This window comes from Vibrio sp. B183 (assembly GCF_000740665.1).
In the GTDB taxonomy this organism is placed as follows: domain Bacteria; phylum Pseudomonadota; class Gammaproteobacteria; order Enterobacterales; family Vibrionaceae; genus Vibrio; species Vibrio coralliilyticus.
On sequence record NZ_JPQB01000004.1, the window covers coordinates 337,895 to 359,020 of the forward strand.

At 45.9% G+C, this 21,126-nt stretch carries 17 protein-coding genes; 9 read left to right on the forward strand and 8 right to left on the reverse strand.

The genetic code is table 11. From position 1 onward, the window contains the following. Position 1 precedes the first annotated feature (1 nt). Positions 2 to 664 (reverse strand): transglutaminase-like cysteine peptidase, encoded by a 663-nt coding sequence (locus IX95_RS04625; RefSeq protein ID WP_038157216.1) that lies wholly within the window; start codon positions 662 to 664, stop codon positions 2 to 4. Between the two features lie 46 nt (positions 665 to 710). Beyond that, complete coding sequence (locus tag IX95_RS04630; RefSeq protein ID WP_038157219.1) at positions 711 to 2,102, reverse strand: HlyD family type I secretion periplasmic adaptor subunit; 1,392 nt, start codon at positions 2,100 to 2,102, stop codon at positions 711 to 713. Between the two features lie 282 nt (positions 2,103 to 2,384). Between IX95_RS04630 and pdxH the strand changes: the two genes are divergently transcribed. Then, positions 2,385 to 3,020: a pyridoxamine 5'-phosphate oxidase gene (gene pdxH, locus IX95_RS04635; protein ID WP_006960202.1), complete on the forward strand. Its 636-nt coding sequence runs from the start codon at positions 2,385 to 2,387 to the stop codon at positions 3,018 to 3,020. A 37-nt stretch (positions 3,021 to 3,057) separates the two neighbouring features. Here the strand turns inward: pdxH and IX95_RS04640 are convergent, their stop codons facing one another. The 3 genes from IX95_RS04640 to IX95_RS04650 form a co-directional block, all read right to left on the reverse strand. Beyond that, complete coding sequence (locus tag IX95_RS04640; protein ID WP_006960203.1) at positions 3,058 to 3,771, reverse strand: helix-turn-helix transcriptional regulator; 714 nt, start codon at positions 3,769 to 3,771, stop codon at positions 3,058 to 3,060. 344 nt (positions 3,772 to 4,115) lie between these two features. Continuing rightward, entirely contained in the window at positions 4,116 to 5,945 is a 1,830-nt protein-coding gene (locus tag IX95_RS04645; protein ID WP_006960204.1) for an SUMF1/EgtB/PvdO family nonheme iron enzyme, read from the reverse strand. Between the two features lie 148 nt (positions 5,946 to 6,093). Beyond that, the gene (locus IX95_RS04650) at positions 6,094 to 7,203 is read right to left on the reverse strand and encodes a PEGA domain-containing protein (RefSeq protein ID WP_021457741.1); all 1,110 of its coding nucleotides are present in this window, start codon (positions 7,201 to 7,203) and stop codon (positions 6,094 to 6,096) included. A 447-nt stretch (positions 7,204 to 7,650) separates the two neighbouring features. On the opposite strand from IX95_RS04650, the gene IX95_RS04655 reads away from it, so the two are divergent. From IX95_RS04655 to IX95_RS04680, 6 genes are all read left to right on the forward strand, one after another. Beyond that, on the forward strand, positions 7,651 to 8,466 hold the full coding sequence (locus IX95_RS04655) for an AraC family transcriptional regulator (protein ID WP_038157633.1): 816 nt from the start codon (positions 7,651 to 7,653) through the stop codon (positions 8,464 to 8,466). Positions 8,467 to 8,653: 187 nt separating this feature from the next. Continuing rightward, a complete protein-coding gene (putA, locus tag IX95_RS04660; RefSeq protein WP_038157223.1) occupies positions 8,654 to 11,773 on the forward strand; it encodes a bifunctional proline dehydrogenase/L-glutamate gamma-semialdehyde dehydrogenase PutA in 3,120 nt (1,039 codons plus the stop codon). A 22-nt stretch (positions 11,774 to 11,795) separates the two neighbouring features. Continuing rightward, a complete protein-coding gene (locus IX95_RS04665) occupies positions 11,796 to 12,494 on the forward strand; it encodes a 1-pyrroline-5-carboxylate dehydrogenase (RefSeq protein ID WP_038157226.1) in 699 nt (232 codons plus the stop codon). 74 nt (positions 12,495 to 12,568) lie between these two features. Next, positions 12,569 to 14,056 (forward strand): sodium/proline symporter PutP, encoded by a 1,488-nt coding sequence (putP, locus tag IX95_RS04670; RefSeq protein ID WP_038157227.1) that lies wholly within the window; start codon positions 12,569 to 12,571, stop codon positions 14,054 to 14,056. Positions 14,057 to 14,223: 167 nt separating this feature from the next. Further along, a complete protein-coding gene (locus IX95_RS04675; protein WP_006960210.1) occupies positions 14,224 to 14,454 on the forward strand; it encodes a hypothetical protein in 231 nt (76 codons plus the stop codon). 110 nt (positions 14,455 to 14,564) lie between these two features. Next, positions 14,565 to 15,041, forward strand: a complete 477-nt coding sequence (locus IX95_RS04680; protein ID WP_019276970.1) for an Lrp/AsnC family transcriptional regulator — start codon at positions 14,565 to 14,567, stop codon at positions 15,039 to 15,041. A gap of 54 nt (positions 15,042 to 15,095) precedes the next feature. Here IX95_RS04680 and IX95_RS04685 read toward each other — a convergent pair whose 3' ends face one another. Both IX95_RS04685 and IX95_RS04690 read right to left on the reverse strand, forming a co-directional pair. Beyond that, positions 15,096 to 15,797, reverse strand: a complete 702-nt coding sequence (locus IX95_RS04685; protein WP_029236235.1) for a DUF445 domain-containing protein — start codon at positions 15,795 to 15,797, stop codon at positions 15,096 to 15,098. Positions 15,798 to 15,923: 126 nt separating this feature from the next. After that, entirely contained in the window at positions 15,924 to 17,777 is a 1,854-nt protein-coding gene (locus IX95_RS04690) for an ABC transporter ATP-binding protein (protein ID WP_038157230.1), read from the reverse strand. A 304-nt stretch (positions 17,778 to 18,081) separates the two neighbouring features. Between IX95_RS04690 and IX95_RS04695 the strand changes: the two genes are divergently transcribed. Together IX95_RS04695 and IX95_RS04700 are read left to right on the forward strand one after the other, a co-directional pair. Further along, positions 18,082 to 19,059: an arginine deiminase-related protein gene (locus tag IX95_RS04695; protein WP_038157232.1), complete on the forward strand. Its 978-nt coding sequence runs from the start codon at positions 18,082 to 18,084 to the stop codon at positions 19,057 to 19,059. Between the two features lie 117 nt (positions 19,060 to 19,176). After that, entirely contained in the window at positions 19,177 to 20,067 is an 891-nt protein-coding gene (locus IX95_RS04700; RefSeq protein ID WP_038157235.1) for a LysR family transcriptional regulator, read from the forward strand. Positions 20,068 to 20,106: 39 nt separating this feature from the next. Here the strand turns inward: IX95_RS04700 and IX95_RS04705 are convergent, their stop codons facing one another. Next, positions 20,107 to 21,081: a TAXI family TRAP transporter solute-binding subunit gene (locus IX95_RS04705; RefSeq protein WP_006960216.1), complete on the reverse strand. Its 975-nt coding sequence runs from the start codon at positions 21,079 to 21,081 to the stop codon at positions 20,107 to 20,109. Positions 21,082 to 21,126: the final 45 nt, after the last annotated feature.

Below are 21,126 nucleotides of genomic sequence, written 5' to 3' on the forward strand. Positions count from 1 at the left end.
CCTACTCATCGTAATTCACTATTGGTTTGTTCAGTTTGAGTGATTTTTCACGGGCACGAAGGTCATTCCACAGACTGAGTCGGGAAGATTTTCCTGCCAGTTGTCCTTGTTTTGATTTCATTAGCCACAGGTTTTTACCATTGAAGCTGTAAATCGGTAATAAATCTCTGCGCTTGGATGCTTTTTTGATTTGTGGATCGATATTATCTAACAGAATTGGTTCCGCACTGGGCTTAGAGTAATATGCGAGCACCATGTGAAACTGGTTAAGCGTGATAGCTTTAACGTATACCAAACGCAGTTTTTTATCTGAGACACCCAGCTCAAGGAGAGAGAAATACTTTGCGATGGTAAAATCTTCGCAATCTCCGGCATTACTGCCGAGAAATTCCAACGGAGTAGCCCAGTAGTCTTTCTTTCCCCATAAACGGTCATCGTTGACAAAGTTCAGCTGGTTAAAGAAGCTATTGACTTCAGTGAGCTTTTGTCTTTCCGAAAGCCCCTTAAACTGTTCCATTTCACGACGCCATGTTTCGACACGTTTGCCTGCTCGATCACCATAAGTATTACGCACAGCTTCAACCCAGCGCTGCTCTTGAGTATTGAGCGCCTGTGAAGCTGTGGAAGCTAAAATGATAAATAGAGCTGGGAGCCAGTATTTCATGTTGGCTATACTCTGACCTTACTTGCAGTCTCAGTTGTTCGCATCTTTATTCCTTTAGTGCGTTGTTTTTGGCGCCCAAAATTGGTTTAAGTAAGTATTCCATTACCGTGCGTTTGCCTGTGATGATATCTACTGAAGCGGTCATCCCAGGAATGATGGGTAAAGAGGTATCGTTGTTCAGGCTAGTTTCTTTGGTTCGAACTCTAACCAGATAAAAGCTATTGCCTTCTTCGTCTGTCGTGGTATCAGCACTGATGTGTTCCAGTGCCCCTTCCAGACCGCCATACTTGGTAAAATCGTAAGCACTGAATTTTACAATAGCGTGCAAATCTGGTCGAAGGAATGCGATGTCTTGGGGAGCTATCTTCGCTTCTACAAGCAATGTATCTTCACTAGGAACAATTTCGACTATGTCCATACCTGGCTGAATAACGCCGCCTACGGTGTTTACATTCAGTGTTTTGACCGTACCTGCTACAGGTGAAATCACAACCGTACGATTCACTCGGTCTTCCAAACCAACAGTCGACTCAGTGAGTGCAGAAAGTTTGTCTTGTGCTTCGTTGAGCTTTTCTTGTTGTTCTGAGCGGAATTTTTGAGCAGCGTCTATACGGCTAAGCATCGATTCTTTAATAGCGGACTTGAGTACCGGTACTTTCAATTCACTGGAGGTCATTTCTCGACGGGTATCGTTCACCTGACGTTGTAATTTTAGGAGTTCAATTCTAGGTACAACGCCTTCGTCAGCAAGGGGCTTGGTGATCTCCAGCTCTTTACGAGCAAAGCTATAGCTTTCGCGTAGGTTGCGTACCCTTGCCTGAATTTCAACCAAGTCCTGCTGTTTCTGTTTGACCTGCTGGTCAATCAAAGAAATCTGATTTCGTAGATTGTTTAAGTCTTGACGATACTCGGCTCGTTGGCGTTCTACCAATTTGGGTTGTTTCTCCTCAAGCTGAGGGGGAAAAGCAAGCTTACTGAAATCGAGCTGAACACTTTGTTGCCAAGATTTTTCACTGAAGTCTTCATTGATAGTGACACTTGTGATGGAAGCAGATAGCTGTAGTACGCTCGCAGTCAGGTTTGCGACCTGCTGCTCTCTCTCTCGAAAATCAGAGCGGAAGCGGGTGTCATCGATCAAAAGTAGTTGCTGGCCTTTTTGAACGACTTGGCCTTCACGGACGAGGATTTCTTTGACGAGGCCGCCTTCAAGGTTTTGTACTACTTGTATTTGCGAAGAAGGTACAACCTTTCCTTGCCCGACGGTAACTTTATCGATTTGAGCCCATGATGCCCATACGCCAGCAAGAATGAAAAACACGACCATTACCCACAGCATAACGCGCGCACTACTAGGCGTATTGAGCAAAAGCGCTGCCGTTTTGTCATCCACATACTCAAGCTCGTTGCCAGAGAGCTTGTTGTAATTGTCCTGACTCATTGATGATCCTTGTTACTTCCACGTATTTGATTGATTCTATTATCCAAAATGATAAATGTTAAGCTGTAGTCGTTAGAACGGTGTGCCATATCAAACACTTAAATAATAGAAAACAATCAATCAGTTGTACTAAGTATATACGGTGATTTTTCTTGATAACTTGCTTTCTACCAATCGATAGCGCTTTACGTGCATCAAATCTCCCGAGACAATCTGGTACATGAGCTTGTGTTCATGTATATATGAGCGCACAATCGGCATAAAAATTTCGCAGGAGAGAAGATGGAACTCGAAGATATCCGCCGTGAATACAGTAAAGGTGGTTTGCGTAGGAAAGACCTCAAAACCAACCCAGTAGATCAATTCAATCTGTGGTTGCAGCAAGCGATTGACGCTAAACTCACTGACCCAACCGCAATGACAGTGGCGACGGTAGACGAAAACGGTCAGCCTTTCCAGCGAATCGTGTTGCTGAAGTACGTCGATACACAGGGCTTTGTCTTCTATACCAACTTAGGTAGCCGCAAAGCGCAGCAAATTGAAGTTAACTCACGAGTTAGCCTTCATTTCCCATGGCATCCATTGGAGCGTCAGGTGCATATTACGGGTGTGGCTGAAAAACTGAGTGTTGCAGAAAATATTAAGTACTTCTCCTCACGTCCAAAAGAAAGCCAACTGGCGGCGATTGCAAGTCGACAAAGTAGCCGCATTTCTACACGCGGCGTACTGGAAGGTAAGTTTCTCGAGCTAAAGCAAAAGTTTGCACAGGGCGAGATTCCTGTTCCTAGCTTTTGGGGAGGATTTCGTATTAAACCTGAAAGCATTGAGTTTTGGCAGGGTGGCGATCACCGCCTTCATGACCGCTTTTTATTCTCCAAGTCAGATAACGAGTGGCAGATTGATCGTTTAGCCCCATAGGTTAGCCGCTTACAACACATACGTTGAATACGCCGTGCTATGCGGCGTATTCATTACTCAATACCACTGAAAGCTGTGTTCTCAGCAGGGTTTGAGGGATGTGCGAGCCAAATCCCGCATCTAGAGCCATATCAATCAGTTGTGCTTTACTGTGGGCACCAAATTTCCCTCTTAGGTGCAACACGTAGTTTTCCAGCGTTTTAGTCGAGATGTTCATGACATCGGCTATGTATTTCGGCTTCTTACCGTACAGCAACAAAAACAATACTTCTGACTCTCTTGTTGTCAGCTTGATTTGATGGTTTTGCGGCGACAATTGATTCAACGAGATTCGCTCTTCACTGTGTAAACCCGTCGCCCGACAAATCCAATGACCGACCTCCAACACTGCGGTGTCAGTCAGCTCTTGACCATAGAAGATAGTGCCCTGAACGTTTCCTTGAGAGTCATACCAAGGGGACTTACTGAAAATGTGTGTGCGCCAACTGCCGTCAGGGTAGGGGTGAACATCCAGTACCTTAATTGACTGTTTAGTCTCAATCACGAACCTATCTTGCTCCTGAAAGTCACTGGCACACTTAGTGGTTGGGCTAGGCATCTGATGATCGGTGAGACCGATACAATCCTCTGGCAGTTCAAAGCCAATTAGTTTGGCATAAGAGTGGTTAGCGTAAGCGAAAACGGAATTGAGGTCTTTGCATCCCCAGTAACCCGGGAGTTGATTGAATAAAGAGATTAGGTGCGGTTCCAAAGCGATGTCTACCTTTTACAGTACTCCGGTTATGATATCAGATGAGTAATCTGTCAATCCATCCCAGATTTGCTGTAAGGGGTTTAAAAATAAGAATTTTTGCGGCAAATCGACAAGTATCGAACGAAAAAAAAAGCCAGCGATCGACAGGATAGCTGGCAAATACAAGAATAATTCTTGTCGACGTGTAGAAGAGGTTCTATGCACTCAGTACGAGGAACTGAGCATAGACGTATCAATCGATACTGAGCCCATTGTTGGGTGAGCTCAGGAGAAATTCTACGTGGAAATGACGCACAAAAAAGGGGGGAAATCCCCCCTAAACCATTATGTGTATTGTTTATTTAGTTGATGTCTCTCACGACACGAAATCCGACATAGTTTGCAGCAGAAGAACTTGATAGCGAAAGCTGTTGATGGGCCGCTGCCATGTCTGGTGAAAAGTTCCAAGCGCCACCCTTTAGCAGGCCGCGTGAGTCACTGGTCCATTGCCAGATGTTGCCTACGGTATCGTAAATACCTAAACGGTTTGGCTTGAACGCATTGACGGGAGAGGTACTCTTGTTTGACCAAGGCGTTCCTCCCCAACCCGTGTTGGCTTGATTGGGGATAAAACTGTCACCCCACCAATAGTTGGTTTCCGCGCCTGCTCTTGCGGCGATCTCCCATTCATCCTCACTTGGTAGACGATAGGTATGTTTGGTTTTTGTGCTTAACCAGTTTACGTAGGCTTGAGCATCGTTTCTGCTAACACAAACCACAGGAGAGTTTGCTGCTTGTTTAAAGCCAGGGTTTCGCCAGTAGCCCTTCGAGATAGGTGTCACTTCGCCTTTTACAATAGCGGTACAGGTGTTCTTAAGCTCCGCGTCAGTCTGGTAGTTAGTGGCGTCAACGAACGTTTTAAACTGACCAACGGTGATAGGTGTCGTACCAAAGCCGAATGGGTGTTTCAACTGAAGTTGCTTCGAGCCATGTTCACCAAGAATGTACTGGCCGGATAGAATAGTGGACAACTCAGGGCCTTGATAACCAGAGCCCAGTGAGTCTGCGAACTTGTCACCTTCACGCAATGGGTTCTCTTTTTCGACCAGAACGGCACGAAGGTTTTGATCACGTCTGACGGTCAGCTCACGATGGAAAGAGCGGTAGCCTTCTTTTTGGACGGTAATCATATGTGGCCCAACGGGTAACATGACTTCGACAGGGGTGCTGCCATAGTTTACGCCGTTGATCTCAACGTTATCATCGTAAAGGTTAGAACGGATATTCAAAGTGACCCAAGCCACTTCTTTATTGCTAACAAACTGATCTTTATCGCTGAGAGCTTCAGGTTCGAAGCAGTATTTCTTATCGATGCCCAATAGGGTACAAGCTGCGCTTTGGGTTGGTCTGGCTTGCATCTCAACGTCCATTAAGCTGCGGTAACGAACACCATCATAGAAGCCAGATTCTTTCGCTTTTGAGCGCAAAACGTGAATGTTGAAGGGAACCTTATTGGCATGCAGTTTCACCACTTGAGGCTCACTGGTACCTGCTACAAGTTCTGACTGGAATTGCTTAACCGCCTTTTGCAAAGCAAGATCGCGAGTCTGGCGATCACACTGGGCGATAGTCATGTCTGCCTGACAACGATTTGTGAAACTCACAGATAAGGAGTGAGCTTGCTGAAGCTCCTCTTGAAGGCGCTCGGCGCGTGCACGCAACTTATTCTGGTCGAGAGCATCAATGCCTTGCTCAATCGATTCAACTTCATTGTTCGCGAGATCAAGCTGGTGTTTAAGCTCTTGCAGTTGCTGTTCTTCTGATAGGCGTTCTTTCTGGTTTTGTTTTACCTTTGACCAGGCATCTTGGTAGGCTTTCTGAGTAGCGGCGAGATCGATGTTCGGGTCTTCAATCATCCGTGAGTAATCACTTTCAAGGCGTGTTTTTGCCTCGGTCAGTGCCTCATCAAGCGATTTGGCCAGCTTGGTTAACTCAGAGACAGATTGTTGCTGTTGCTCATACGTCGCTTTTTGCTCATCCCGAGCTTGAGTTGCCGCTTTCAGCTCTCCATGCCTATCAAATAACTGCTGATCAATTTCGACAATCGGATCACGAGTATCCTGTGCCGCAACATTAGCCGTGATGAAGCATGGTGATAAAGCAAGAAGAAGCGTTGGTAAACCAGTTCGCATTATCTATATCTACAATTCTTTTCTATCTAATGGGCTTATTCTAAACGAAAACGCCATTTTGTCTTAAGTTATAAAGCGATAACTTACGACAAAACGGCGTTTTAGGTCAATTTTGTGCAATTCCCCTCTTTCCAAAAAGAGAAGTGGGTTAAATATCTGAATCTGGGCGCAACTTCACCCATACTGTATCGTTGCCATTGACTGGAATTGTACGGTTGTAGGTTTGGTAGCCATCTTTCGACACAGTAAACTGGTGTTTGCCTCTTGGTAACACAACTTCAACAGGTGTGCTGCCGTAGTTGACACCGTTAATGGTGACACGATCTTCGTACTGATCTGAACGAATGGTAATGTTGGCCCAACTCTTCTCTTTGTTGCCTTGTTCTTTTTTGACAACTTCAGTGCCGTTTAGGCAGTAACGAGATGACACGTTCAATAGCTTACACGCTGCAGAAGCTTCAGGACGCGCCTGAAGTTGCGCCTGCATTTCAGTGTAGTAGCTGTTGTTACCTTCAAAACCAGAGCGGATGATTTGGCTTTCCTGAACAAACACATTCAGCTGCACACCTTTAAGGTTCTGCTTAGCTAGATTGGCTTCAGTTAAACCATCAAGCAGTTTCGCTTTGAACGTGTTTACAGCGCGCTGCTTAGTTAGGTATTTACCTTGATTGGTACATTCACCAAGTGTCATGGTCGCAGAACAAGTGGTCTTAAATGCTGTGTTGAGCACATCGCTTTCGCGCAATTCAGCGTCAAGACGCTTCACTCGCGCTTCGACTTTCTGCTCTTTTAGGTAAGATAACTCTGAGTTAATGCGAGAGCGTTTCTGTTTGATTTGCGACAAACGCATTTCCTGTTCGGTAATGGTTTGTTCTTGCTCAAGAATCTGACTTTGGTTTTCTTTAACCGAAGCCCAAGCTTGTTGATACTCCTGCTGGAAAGAAAGCAGGTCAACATCTGGATCGTCTAGAAGGCGGTTATATTGTTTGTCCAGTGCAGACTTGGCACGGTTACGTTTGGCGTTTAGCTCTTGCTCTTCACGCTGGTACTTGGTCAGCTCAGCCCTTAGCTGCTGTAAACGCTCAGATTCTTGTTCAAACTCAGCTCCAAGTGTCTGTAGTTCACTTTGTTTGTTCTCTAATTTTCCATCGATAGCTGCGACAGGATCGGCAGAGGTTGCCGTTTCCGCAAAAACCGAAGTCGATACCCACATAGGGCTTAGCGCAAGTAAAAGCGCTGGGATGCGACGTGTTATCATATTTCCCTGCAACAATTAACGTTTCATTTTACCAACGTAAAAACCAAAAAAAGACAAACTTTTGACAGTCCTTGTTTCCCTGCCTCTCCCAAGTTTTCTTTTAACCTAGCATCTTTCTTTTTAACAGATTAATCAGATTAATCTAACTTAAGTATATAAAACTTGGATGCTATCTATCATTTTGAGTTGATTGGGGAAATATGCAAGTGAAGATTGGGCATCTTCAAAAAGAAAAGTTGCTAGAAGTGACATATACCGTAATTTATGTGCACTTGATCATTCTTCCGGAGCGGTTGAAAGTGTGCTTTTTAACCTATGTTCGGTACTTTTTTCACTCTTCAATAATGTGATGCTGTACCCAATTGCATATTAATCGATAAATTTCGAATTGAAGGGATTTTGGTATAACATGCGACTCTAGTGCCATTCGAGATCACAAATTGTGCCATGACAGCATCTAAGTACACACAATTGATTGGTGAACATGCCAAACTTTTGTCACCCAAGCCCGCAGAGCTAGTGACACTGCCATCTTATATGGACTGTCACGATCACAGCTATACCCAAATTGTGATTGGATTGAAGGGACAGGCGGAATTTGAAGTAAGTGGGTTTGGTAATTTAGTTGGGCCTGGTCAAGGCTGTGTGGTTACGTCTGGCTCTGGTCATGCGTTTGGCGGTGTAGTTGGGCAATCCGATATTCTGGTGTTGAATATGCCCGCGCCATCAGGGGATGACCCGTTAATGCTGCAAAAACTCAACGAACTCAACCAGCGCGATACCTATTTCCAACTCGATGGACAAATTCAAAAGCTGATACAAATGCTCGTTGCGGAAATGCAGTCTAGCCCTGAGGACTTGCTTCTTAGCCGGGCTTGCAATGACACAGTGATTGCTTTGATGCAGCGTCATATGTCGAACTTTGCAACATCCCGTAAAGATTCACGCTTCGACCTTGAAGCCATCGACAGATACATTGAACAACATCTTAGTCAGAAGATATCCGTTGCTCAGTTAGCAGGTAGCGTGTTTCTTGGTGAGAGTCAGTTTCACAACTTGTTCAAAGAACAGATGGGCATTACACCTCACCAATACGTGTTGGGTAAGCGGATAGATATGGCCAAGTCATTGATTGAAAAAGGCCACCTTTCATTAGGTCAAGTAGCAGAGCTGACGGGCTTCTCCGGCCAAAGTGCTTTTACTCATACCTTTTCTCGTCTTCAAGGCATGTCTCCATCTCATTACAAGAAACAATTTGGTTAAATAAGAAAAGATTAACCATATATTATTTTGCTTATATGCATGTGACTCTGTTTTTGTTTTGTTAATAATCAGAGTTTTTAGCAAAAAACTCGGAGTTTTTGACAAGTAATCCTCTCCCGCTCAAAATACACTGCAAGCCATTGTAAGAATCCTGATGAAATTGTCAGGTTGAGATTGAGGAAAACGCATGTTTACAGCAACTGATGTGTTGAATGCCGAGTTTGTCGAGCAGCCGCTTGATAAGTTATGGTCATTGATCTCGCCACTTTACATGGTGGACGAATCCCAATGGCTTGAACAACTGTTGCCTCTGGCAATCCCTACTGATGCTGAAAAAGCACAAATTAGCGATAAGACCACCCAGCTAATCGAATCGATTCGTGCTGATAAGAAATCAATCCAGATGATTGACGCCTTGTTGCTTGAATACAGTCTAGATACTCAAGAAGGTATCTTATTGATGTGTCTGGCAGAAGCTTTGATGCGTATTCCTGATTCAGCGACGGCCGATGCATTGATTCGAGATAAGCTGAGTGTTGCCGATTGGAAATCTCACCTAAAGAACTCTGATTCTGTATTCGTGAATGCTTCGACTTGGGGCCTAATGCTGACCGGTAAAGTGGTTGGTTTGTCAGAAGCCGAGTCACAAAGTCCTGTTTCTGCGGTTAACCGCCTGGTTAATAAAATGTCAGAGCCGGTTATCCGCAAAGCGATGCACCAGGCGATGAAAGTGATGGGCCATCAGTTCGTTCTTGGGCGTAGTATTGCCGAAGCGCAGAAAAACGGTCGCACCATGCGTGATAAAGGCTTTACCTATTCCTACGATATGTTGGGTGAAGCCGCGCTGACGACAGCAGATGCGAATAAATATTTCAAAGATTACCTGATGGCGATTGAAGCGGTTGGCCGTGACAAATATGGCTTAGATACAAGCCCTGCGCCTTCAGTGTCTATTAAGTTGTCAGCCTTGCATCCACGCTATGAAGTAGCAAACGAAGAGCGCGTTCTAACTGAATTAGCTGATACTCTGATGCAGCTTCTTCGCCGAGCTGTTGAGCTGGATGTTGCTATCACAATCGATGCGGAAGAAGCTGATCGTCTTGAGCTTTCACTAAAATTGTTCGAGAAAGTGTATCGCAGCGATTTAGTGAAAGGCTGGGGTAAGTTTGGTCTGGTTATTCAGGCTTATTCAAAACGCGCACTGCCTGTGTTGGTTTGGATTAACGGCCTGGCAAAAGAGCAAGGTGATTTGATCCCACTGCGTCTGGTTAAAGGTGCATACTGGGATAGTGAAATCAAATGGTCTCAACAAGCTGGTTACGATAACTACCCAGTTTACACTCGCAAAGAGGCAACGGATGTTGCTTATCTAGCTTGCGCACGATTCCTACTTTCTGAGAATGTTCGTGGCAACATTTTCCCTCAATTTGCGAGCCACAACGCTCAGACGGTGACGTCTATTGCAGTCATGTCTCAGCACAAAGATTACGAATTCCAGCGCTTGCACGGTATGGGTGATTCCCTATACAACCACGCGATGGAAGCTTATCAGCAATCTGTGCGTATCTACGCACCAGTCGGCAGCCACAAAGATCTATTGCCATATTTGGTTCGTCGCCTTCTTGAAAACGGTGCAAACAGTTCATTCGTACACCGTTTAGTCGATGCTCGCTGCCCGGTAGAGACTTTGACTCAGCACCCAGTCGATATGCTAAAAGCGTTCGATACCTTGAACAATGCCAAGATACCACTGCCACCACAGGTCTTCCCTGAGCGTCAAAACTCTTATGGTGTCAACGTTGATATTGAATCAGAGGCCAAACCATTTGAGCACTCTGTCGAGAGCTTCCTGAAGAATCAGTGGCAGGCAGGTCCGATCATCAATGGTCAGGCTTATGCCGAAAGCATGATCAAGGAAAACATCAATGTTGAAGCTGTAACAGCGCCTTATGACCGCCGCATTGAAGTGGGTCTGGTTGCCTTCGCGACTCTTGATCATGTTTCCGCTGCCATCGATGGTGCACAGCAAGCGTTTGCCAAATGGCAGACCAGCGATAAAGCTCAGAGAGCCGCTATGCTGGACAAACTGGCAGAGCTACTGGAAGCCAATCTTGCTGAACTTGTGGCTCTGTGTCATCAGGAAGCGGGTAAAACTATTCACGATAGCATTGATGAAGTTCGTGAAGCCGTGGACTTCTGTCGTTACTACGCTAAGCAGGTCGATGCATTAGGCGAGATTCACTTAAACGGTTTTGATGGACAGGCGCGTACAGTGTCTCGTCAAGGTCGCGGTGTGTTTGTGTGTATCAGCCCTTGGAACTTCCCACTGGCAATTTTCCTTGGTCAAATTACAGCCGCTCTCGTCGCGGGTAACACAGTAGTTGCGAAGCCGGCAGAGCAAACCAGTTTGATCGCTGCACGTGCCGTCGAGCTGATGAATGAAGCAGGCTTCCCAGCAGGTACGATTCAATTGCTGCCAGGTCGCGGTGCTGAAATTGGCTCTGCATTAACTTCTCACTCTGCCATTGCTGGTGTTGCCTTTACGGGTTCAACGGCAACAGCTCAACGCATCAATCAAACATTGGCGTCTCGTGACGCGGCACCTGTGCCTTTCATCGCAGAAACTGGCGGTCAAAACGCAATGATTGTGGATAGTACAGCGCTACCTGAACAGGTTGTGCGCGATGTTATTCGTTCTGCGTTTGCCTCAGCAGGTCAGCGTTGCAGTGCTCTGCGTGTACTTTATGTTCAGGAAGACATCGCTGATCGCATCGTTGCACTGATTCAAGGTGCGATGCAGGAACTGAGTGTCGGTCTTCCTTATCTTCATTCCACCGATGTGGGGCCGGTTATCGATACGACAGCAAAAACCAAACTGGTTAAGCATATTGAGCGTATGACCGCGACGGAAAAGAAAGTGGCTGAGCTTACTTTGGGTGAAGAACATCAACACGGTGATTTCGTTGCGCCAAGTGCTTTTGAAATTCGCGATATTTCTTGCCTTGAAGAAGAACAGTTTGGTCCGATTCTGCACATTGTCCGCTTTAAAGCGAACGAACTTCACCAGATTGTTGATCGCATTAACAGCACAGGTTTTGGTTTGACTATGGGGATTCATAGCCGCAACGAAACCACTTACCGCTGGATTGAAAAACACGCACGTGTGGGTAACTGCTACATCAACCGTGATCAGGTGGGTGCGGTTGTTGGCGTGCAACCGTTTGGTGGCCAGGGCCTTTCTGGTACGGGTCCAAAAGCTGGTGGTCCGCACTACCTATTCCGCTTTACACAAACTTCGTTTTCTTAATCTGTAGGCAAGGAGAAAGATTATGGTTCATCAAGTAACTCGTTTTTCTGATGCTTTTTCAGCGTGGGAAAACTGGAATCTGACTAACTTTGATTCAAAAAGCGAGTGTCTACTGGCTTTCAAACAGGCTCTGCGATCAGTACAGCCGAATTTAGCTTCTGTTGTGGCATACCACATGGAACATGCGTCAGCACTATTGGCTGAAACGCATCAACTGGTAGGCCCTACTGGGGAAACAAACGAACTGTATACCGCAGGTCGAGGTGTGGCACTGATTATTCAAGATGAATCTTCAGAGTCAGCACAACAAGCAACGATTGCACAGGTCACTGCTGCGTTAGTTGCGGGTAACAGTGTCATCTTGTGTAGTGATGACACACAATTTACTCAAAATCTGGAAGCTGCCTACACGCAGTCTTCCTTACCTATGAACCTATTACAATTTGCCTCTCTTGATGCTTATCATCAGCTGCTGGAGTCAGATGTACGTAGTGTCGGATACATAGGGAATCAAGAGGTTGAACAAACAATCAACCGCCAATTGTCGAAGCGTACGGGTGCTATTGTTGGCCTAGTTTCGGAGACGGATGTTGTGGCTATTCCGGTAGCACATGATCCACATCTATCGCTTCGCTTTATCACAGAGCGAACGAGAACAATAAATATAACAGCAGTGGGCGGCAACGCGACCTTGTTAGAACTTGGGAGTGAGGCCCACTAATCCTTTCTCAGAGAGCCCTCACTCAGTGTAAGTGAGGGCGTTCATGGAAGGCGATCTTAATAGAGGACAAACACATGGAAAATAGCTTTGCTATTACGACCACGTTTATTGCGTATCTTATTCTGATGTTGGCGATAGGCGTTATTGCTTATCAACGAACGAAAAACTCGACCGATTACTTCTTAGGTGGTCGTTCATTGGGCCCTTGGCCTGCGGCGCTATCAGCGGGTGCATCTGACATGAGTGGCTGGTTGCTACTTGGCTTGCCTGGCTATGCGTATGCAGCGGGTATTGAGGCTTTCTGGCTGGCTGGTGGTCTGCTAGTTGGTACTTGGCTGAACTGGCTAATCAGTGCAAAACGTCTACGTACATATAGTATTACGACAGATGCTCTGACTCTGCCTGAGTTCTTGTCACGTCGCTTTAACGATAATTCGAAACTGATTCAGGTTATCTCTGCTTTCTTTATCCTTTTATTCTTCCTTTTCTATACCAGCTCTGGTCTGGTAGCGGGCGGAAAACTGTTTGAAACGGTATTCGGATTGGATTACACCACAGCAGTTATTATTGGTACTGTTTGTGTGGTTTCTTACACATTGTTTGGTGGCTTCTTAGCGGTATCTTGGACTGACCTTGTACAAGGCCTTCTGATGGCGGCGGCGCTAATGATTGTGCCTATTGCAGCGATGGAAGGTGGTTTGGGTCAACTAAGCACTGATCTAACTAACATCAACCCTCAGCTTTTGACATTGTGGAATGATACTAAAGGTGAGCCGCTGTCAGCGATTGCGATCATCTCTTTGGTTGCGTGGGGCCTAGGTTACTTTGGTCAGCCACACATTCTGGCTCGTTTTAAAGCAGCGCGTAGCAACAAAGATTTGACCACGGCTCGCCGTATTGCTGTGATTTGGACTGCACTATCTATGGTTGGCGCAATGCTGGTTGGTCTGGTTGGTCTGATTTACGTTACCAACTCTGGCGTATCCATTGATGACGGCGAGAAGATCTTCATGCTACTGGTGAACTCTATCTTCCACCCAGTGGTTGCAGGTGTTCTTCTTGCGGCGATCTTGGCTGCAATCATGAGTACTGCGGACTCACAGCTTTTGGTTTCTTCTTCAGCATTGGCAGAAGATTTCTACAAGCAGCTTGTGAAGAAAGATGCTACGTCTGAAGAGATTGTGATGGTTGGTCGTATTGCGGTAGTGGCTATCTCTATCGTGGCGCTAATCCTAGCGATGACGCCAGACAGTTCAGTTCTTGGCCTAGTGTCTTACGCTTGGGCAGGCTTTGGTGCTGCATTTGGTCCAGCATTGGTGCTTAGCTTGTACTGGTCTCGTATGAACCGCAACGGTGCGCTTGCAGGTATCGTGATTGGTGGTGTGACTATCGTGGTATGGAAGCAGCTAACAGGTGGTTGGTTCGATGTTTACGAAATCGTTCCGGGAATCATCTTCTCTACTATCGCAATTGTGGTTGTGAGCATGATGACAGGTGAACCAGAAGAATCAGTGAAAGCACAGCACGCGAAGTTTGAAAAACAGCTTACTGAGCTTGAGTAAGCGGTAAACTGACGAAACATAAAGCCCCGATATTCGGGGCTTTTTTAATAAAGTTGGTTAATAATTGAACTTGGTTCACAAATTGAAAATGAAAATTTGAGCAATTGGAACTAAGGCCTTACTAATATGTCCACTATCAATAACGCCATCGCTCACGGAGAGATAAAATGCCTCAGGTATATTGCCATTGCTGCCAAAAAGTGACTGCCCACAAAGTTGTTATGAAGCGATGCCAAGAAGAGCATGACTCGGTGAAAAAGAGTTTGGCGTGTTTCTTTGCGACCCTCTTTCAGGGCGCACACTATGTGAAAATGGAAAAGCAGACGTTTTGTCGAGTGTGCAACACTCAGGCAGACTTAGTCGAAGAGCGTGAGCTCTCGAACGTTGAAGCCGCTTAAGTTTCCATTCCTCTCAATAAAATTTCTTCTAAGTCGGTTCCTTTATTAGGTTTCATTGACTCGTTTCGATTATGATAAGCATAAAGAAAGACATCTAATCAGAGCGTTAAATGGACTTAGATAGAATTGACCGTGAAATCCTTCGCACCCTAAACCTTAAAGGGCGTCTTCCTGTCGTCGAGCTTGCTAAGCAAGTGAACCTGACTACTTCCCCGTGTTCTGATCGCGTCAAACGATTGGAAAAAGAGGGTTACATTAAGGGCTATCACGCAGAGTTGAATCCGGAAAAACTCGGCTTGGACGTTCAGGTTTTCATCCATATTCGCCTTGATCAAACCAGTTTCTCTATCTTTGAAAAGTTTGCCAAAGCAGTGGAAGACATGCCAGAGATCGAAGAGTGTTATTCTTTATCCGGCGATTTCGACACCATGATCAAAGTACGAGTTAAAGATATGAAAGCCTATCAGAGCTTTATGTCGACCAAGCTTGGGACACTGCCAGGTGTGATCCAGACGCGAAGTGAAGTGGTGATTGAAGAGCATAAAACCAGCTTTGGTGTAAACGCGGATTTGATAGCAACACTCTAGGACAAGAAAAGGGAAGCATTCGCTTCCCTTTTTCGTCAATTGCTGGGTTCTACATCAGGCAATGAATGATGATGCGATACCTATTAGACCGCCAAACACGCCGCCCCAAACTACCAGCCAGCCTAAATGCTCTTTAATCATTTTCTGGACGATTTCTTTGACCAGCTTTGGCGTCAGTTCACTTAGGCGCTGGTCAATAATGTTTTCAATATTGGCCTGAATCTCTTCCATCATGGCTGGTGATTCTAGTTGACCCTTTAGCGCTTCTTTAACCGCATCGCTTTGGCTGATTTCTACCACTGCTTCCTGCATTTTTTCGACAAACGGTTCTTTAAGTGGTTGCAGGGCTTCCGCGCCGCCAAACATGGCCAGCATGCTGCCAAAAGAAGAGTTTGCAATGACATTGACCAGAGAATCAAACGTTGGGTTGAAATCGACTTTCTCTAGTACAGGCTCAAGATTGAGTGTCTTGCCCGACATTTCTTTGTTGAGGAATCGATCAATGTTCTCTGCCGTAAAAAACTGTTCCATCATCAAGTTCTTGATGGCGGCCTTAAACTCTTCAAAACGCGCAGGGATCACGCCAGAACCGTATAAGCCGGGTACTTTCTCGAACAGCATGTGAATCGCTAACCAGTTAGTGATTGCGCCAGAGAAAGCGAATAGGCCTGCGTAAAAAGCAATTTGGTTGTCTGTCTGATAGCCACCAGCCAATAGCGCTAGTGCCAGCAAATTTGTCAGTAAGCTTTTATTCATTAGATTTGTGGAAAAATATTGAATGGGAATGGCGCGAGTATATCTCAATTGCTAGTAGAGATTGAATATCGGAAACAAAAAAGCAGAGGGAATACCTCTGCTTTTGTTTAGGGTTATTGGCTTTGATCAGGCTGTTTGTTTCTGCTCGCTTTCATCGCCGATGAATCCGCCCGTTTGATGGGCCCAAAGCTGAGCATAGATACCTTCGTTCTGGATCAATTCCTGATGAGTGCCTTGTTCAACAATTTGGCCTTTATCGAGCACGATTAATCTATCCATAGCGGCAATGGTTGATAGGCGGTGTGCAATCGCAATAACCGTTTTGCCTTGCATCAGTTCATTGAGGCTCTCTTGAATAGCCGCTTCCACTTCTGAATCCAGAGCAGAGGTCGCTTCATCCAAGATAAGCAAAGGGGCATCTTTAAGCAGCACACGTGAGATAGCGATACGCTGTCGTTGACCGCCAGACAGTTTCACGCCTCGCTCACCCACCTGAGCATCGTAGCCTTTGTTGCCAAACGGGTCATTGAGTGACTCGATAAACTCATGAGCATGAGCTTGTTTGGTCGCGCGTAGTAGGTCATCTTCTGTGGCATCAGGGTTACCATAAAGAATGTTATCGCGAATAGAGCGGTGAAGCAGGGATGTATCTTGCGTAACCATACCAATATTGCTGCGCAGTGAGTCCTGAGTGATATCAGAAATTACCTGACCATCAATCTTAATGCTGCCACTTTCGACATCATGGAAGCGCAGCAGCAAGTTGACCAAGGTCGATTTACCTGCACCAGAGCGTCCAACTAAGCCAACCTTTTCACCCGGCTTGATATTGAGATTGAGATGACTGATCACACCTTTGCTTTCATCGCCGTAGTGGAAGCTAACATTGTCAAACTCAATGCCACCTTGTTCAACTACAAGAGGCTTAGCATTGTCTTTGTCCTGAATATCAATCGGTTTGGAGAGCGTTTTCATACCATCGACAACGGTACCCATATTTTCAAATAGGGCCCCGACTTCCCACATGATCCACATAGACATGCCGTTGATACGCAGCGCTAGAGCGATTGCGATAGCGATGGCACCGATGCTGATCGAGTTGTCCATCCACAGATAAATAGAAAGCGCACCGATAGTGAAGACCAATAGGTAGTTGGTGATCTCAACAGCGACGTCAAAACCGGTCACTAAGCGCATCTGGCGGTAAACGGTATCAAGGAAACCACGCATGCCATTTTCTGCGTACACCGTTTCACGTTTGCTGTGGGAGAACAGCTTAACCGTCGCAATGTTGGTGTAGCTATCGACGATACGACCAGTCATGGTCGAACGTGCATCGGCTTGCTCTGACGCGACCTTCTTCAATTTCGGCACGAAGTAAAGCTGAATGCAGACATAACACATCAGCCAGATCACCATTGGGATCATTAGACGCCAGTCAGCCTGCGCCAGCAGAACAACAATCGCGGTAAAGTAAACCGATACATAGACGAAAACGTCCATGGTTTTCATCACGGTTTCACGCACGGCCAAAGAAGTTTGCATCACTTTCGTTGCCACACGGCCTGCAAAATCATCCTGATAGAAGTTCAGGCTCTGTTTGAGCAGGTAGCGGTGTGCGAGCCAGCGAATAGACATTGGGTAGTTGCCAAGCAGTGTTTGGTGAACCAAAAGGGAATACGCAACGACCAAGATAGGCATGACTACTAATAGCAAGCCGCCATACAACATCAGTTCTGACTGGTTTTCCTGCCAGAAGGTTTCTGGATTGCTGGTTGATAGCCAGTCAACGAGGTTACCCATGGCGCCGAATAGAGATACTTCCACTATCGCAACCACAGTGGCCATCAATGACATCAGGATCAGAGGTACCTCAAATCCACGGGTGTAATAGCGACAAAAAGCAAAGATCCCACTCGGTGGCTGAGAGGGTTCTTCATCGGGAAAAGGTTTCGTAAAGCCTTCAAATTTCTTAAACATATCTCGCCTTAAATATCACAACGCAGGGGAGAGCCAGACATGGCAATTGCTCTTGTGTCATATGGTAGCTGGTTAATGTTTGAAATGTAACCATATATCAACCATTTGTTATACGAACTGCTGCATATTATTCAGGCAATAAGTTTTAAAAGTCATGCTGACCATAAAATTTACTGAGAAATACGAAATTCACAGTAAAAATACACGGTCTATATCTATTGAAATGGGTGAATTCAGCAATTGTTATTTTAACAATATGTCTACAATTCAACGTAAGTGAGTGAGATATAACGAGTCTATCGCAATGTTCAAACAGCAAACACAACTAGAAAAGTCAGTTTCTACAGTGCAAAACGCTAACTGTGTGGTGATGGTGCCACCAAAGGAATTTGCGTTTAATGCTGAAACCGCTCGAGACAATGAGTTTCAACATCAGGTGACTGAGTCCACTGAACAAGTTCGCAAACAGGCGATGCAAGAGTTCAAGACAATGGTCGGGCAACTACGTCAGGTCGGTGTTCAAGTGGTCGAATTTGATTACCCGCTCGGAGACGTGGAAACGCCAGATGCAGTATTCCCAAACAACTGGTTTAGCACCACTGCTGACGGTGCTCTGTATACGTTCCCAATGGCGTGTGAGAACCGTCAACAAGAAGTTCGCCCTGAGGCGCTGCGTGAAGCATTAGAAGCAGCAGGTCGAGCTGTATCTAGCGAAGATTCGCTGACGGATTACTTAGCAGAGAATGCCCACCTAGAAAGTACCGGTGTGATGGTGATTGATCATGTCAATCGCACCATTTATGCTGCGCTGTCACAACGCTGTGATCGAGAAGTGTTGGAAGATTACGCACAGCGAATTGGCTACGAGCGTGTGGTTTCTTTCCAGACGGCACTTCCATCGGGCAAGCCTATCTACCACACCAATGTAATGATGGCGATTGGCGAGCATTTTTGCGTGATTTGTGATGAAGTGATTCCTGAATTTGAGCGTCGTTTTGTACTCAAATCTCTTGCGAAAGATAAGCAGGTCGTTTCAATCAGCCTTGAACAGATGAACCAGTTCTGTGGCAACATCTTGGAGCTTGAGACGGTCAATGGTGATAAAGTGATTGCAATGTCGCAATCGGCGTACGATGCGTTTTCACCAGCACAGCGTGCCCAGCTGTCGAGCCACGGTAAGCTTCTTCCATTCAACGTCCAGACCATTGAGTCAATCGGTGGTGGCAGTGTTCGTTGTATGTTGGGTGAGGTTTTCCTGCCAAGCCGCAAGAACAACTTATAATCTTACAACAGCCTGTCACTCGACAGGCTGTTTTGTTTTCGATTGATACTTCCCTTTACAACTGCCCGTCACGCCTCTTATTCTGCATGTATGAATTAAAGGAATAGATTCACACCTATGCTCAAAGGAAGCGAACTTCCATCGATTAAAGCACTGCGATCCTTTATCGCTGTTGCTCATCATCAGAGTTTTTCAAGAGCAGCAGAAGAACTTTATGTCACTCAGGGTGCTGTTAGTAAGCAGATAGCGATACTGGAGCAAATGGTTGGTCAGCCACTCTTAGAGCGCCAGTTGAATGGCATTGAGTTGACGATTGCTGGAAAGCAATATTTACCTAAAGTTATTGAAGCGCTAGAGATCATCCAACACGCAACCGCCAGCTTGATTCAAAGTGACACTCAGCAAGAGTTACTGACTATTGATGTGACGCCTTCGTTTGCCAGCTTATGGTTGCTGCCTAAGATAGAAGAGTTCCGTCGTTTACATCCTCAACTGCAGGTTAAAATTCGCACTCGCGAGAATACCCAGCTTAAACTTGCGGGTGAATCGGATATCGCCTTACGTTGTTTGCCGTTATCCCAGCATTACGAGCACAGTCAATTATTGTGTCAGGAAAAACTGCTTTTGATTGGTGAACAATCCGCGTCCTGTAGCGACATCAATTCTGTTTTAACGCAGCATGCATTGATTCCTCACACTACTAGACCACAGCTGTGGGAGCTGTTTAAGTTAGAACATCAGTGCGCGGAGTCGCTCAACTACTATGGTGTTGGCTACGAACATTTTTACTTGTCACTGGAGGCGGTGAAGCGGGGCAAAGGGCTGGCTTTGGTGCCTGATTTTATGGCGAGTGAAATGTTGGAAAATGATCAAGTGAGCAATCTGCTTGGGCTCTCCATGCTAAGTGGCTATGGCTACTATTTGAGTGTGCCGAATTACCGTTTGGCTTCAAGGAAAGTTCAGCTCTTTCACCAGTGGCTCAGAGACGAACTCGAAGAAAGCAAATAAAAAACCCGGCGTTTGCCGGGTTTGTTACTTATGACGTGGTTACTTAATCAGCCCCACTTCTTTGTAGTATTTTAGTGCCCCTGGGTGAAGCGGTGCAGACAGGCCGTCTTTGACCATCTCTTCTTTTTTCAGGTTTGCGAACGCAGGGTGTAGTTTGCGGAAGTTATCGAAGTTTTCGAATACTGCTTTCACAATGTTGTATACCACATCTTCCGGTACCGCAGTGGAAGAGACAAACGTTGCGCCAACACCAAATGTTTGCACATCATCAGGGTTGCCCTTGTACATGCCACCTGGAACCGTTGCAGTACGGTAGTAGCTGGCATCAGACAGTAGCTTGTCGACTTGTGGACTTGCTACCTGAACGATATTACTTTCACATGACGTTGTAGCTTCCTGAATCGCACCACTTGGGTGGCCTACCACATAAACCATCGCGTCAATTTTGTTATCGCACAATGCTTTCGACTGTTCAGCCGCTTTCAGTTCTGAAGCCAGCTTAAAGTCTTTAGTTGTCCAACCATACTGGTCCATCAGAACTTCCATTGTGCCGCGTTGGCCTGAGCCTGGGTTACCGATGTTGACGCGTTTACCTTTCAGATCTTCAAAGCTCTTGATGCCCGAATCGGCGCGAGCAACAACGGTGAACGGTTCTGGGTGAACAGAGAACACAGCGCGTAGCTCTTTGAATGGGCCCGCTTCAGAGAACTTGCTTGTTCCGTTGTAGCCGTGATATTGCCAGTCAGACTGTGCGATACCTAAGTCCAGTTCACCCGCACGAATCGTGTTGATGTTGTAGATGGAGCCACCGGTAGACTCAACAGAACAACGAATGCCGTGTTCTTTTTTCGTCTTGTTTACCAAACGGCAAATAGCACCGCCTGTTGGGTAGTAAACGCCTGTTACACCACCGGTACCAATGGTTACAAATCTGTCAGCAGCCGAAGCGTAAAAAGTGGCGCCTAAAAGTGCAGTTGCTGAGGCGGCAGTCAGTACGTTTTTTAGCAATGTCATAATAATTCCTTTTTATTGCGTGTAACGATCCTATCTTACTTACCA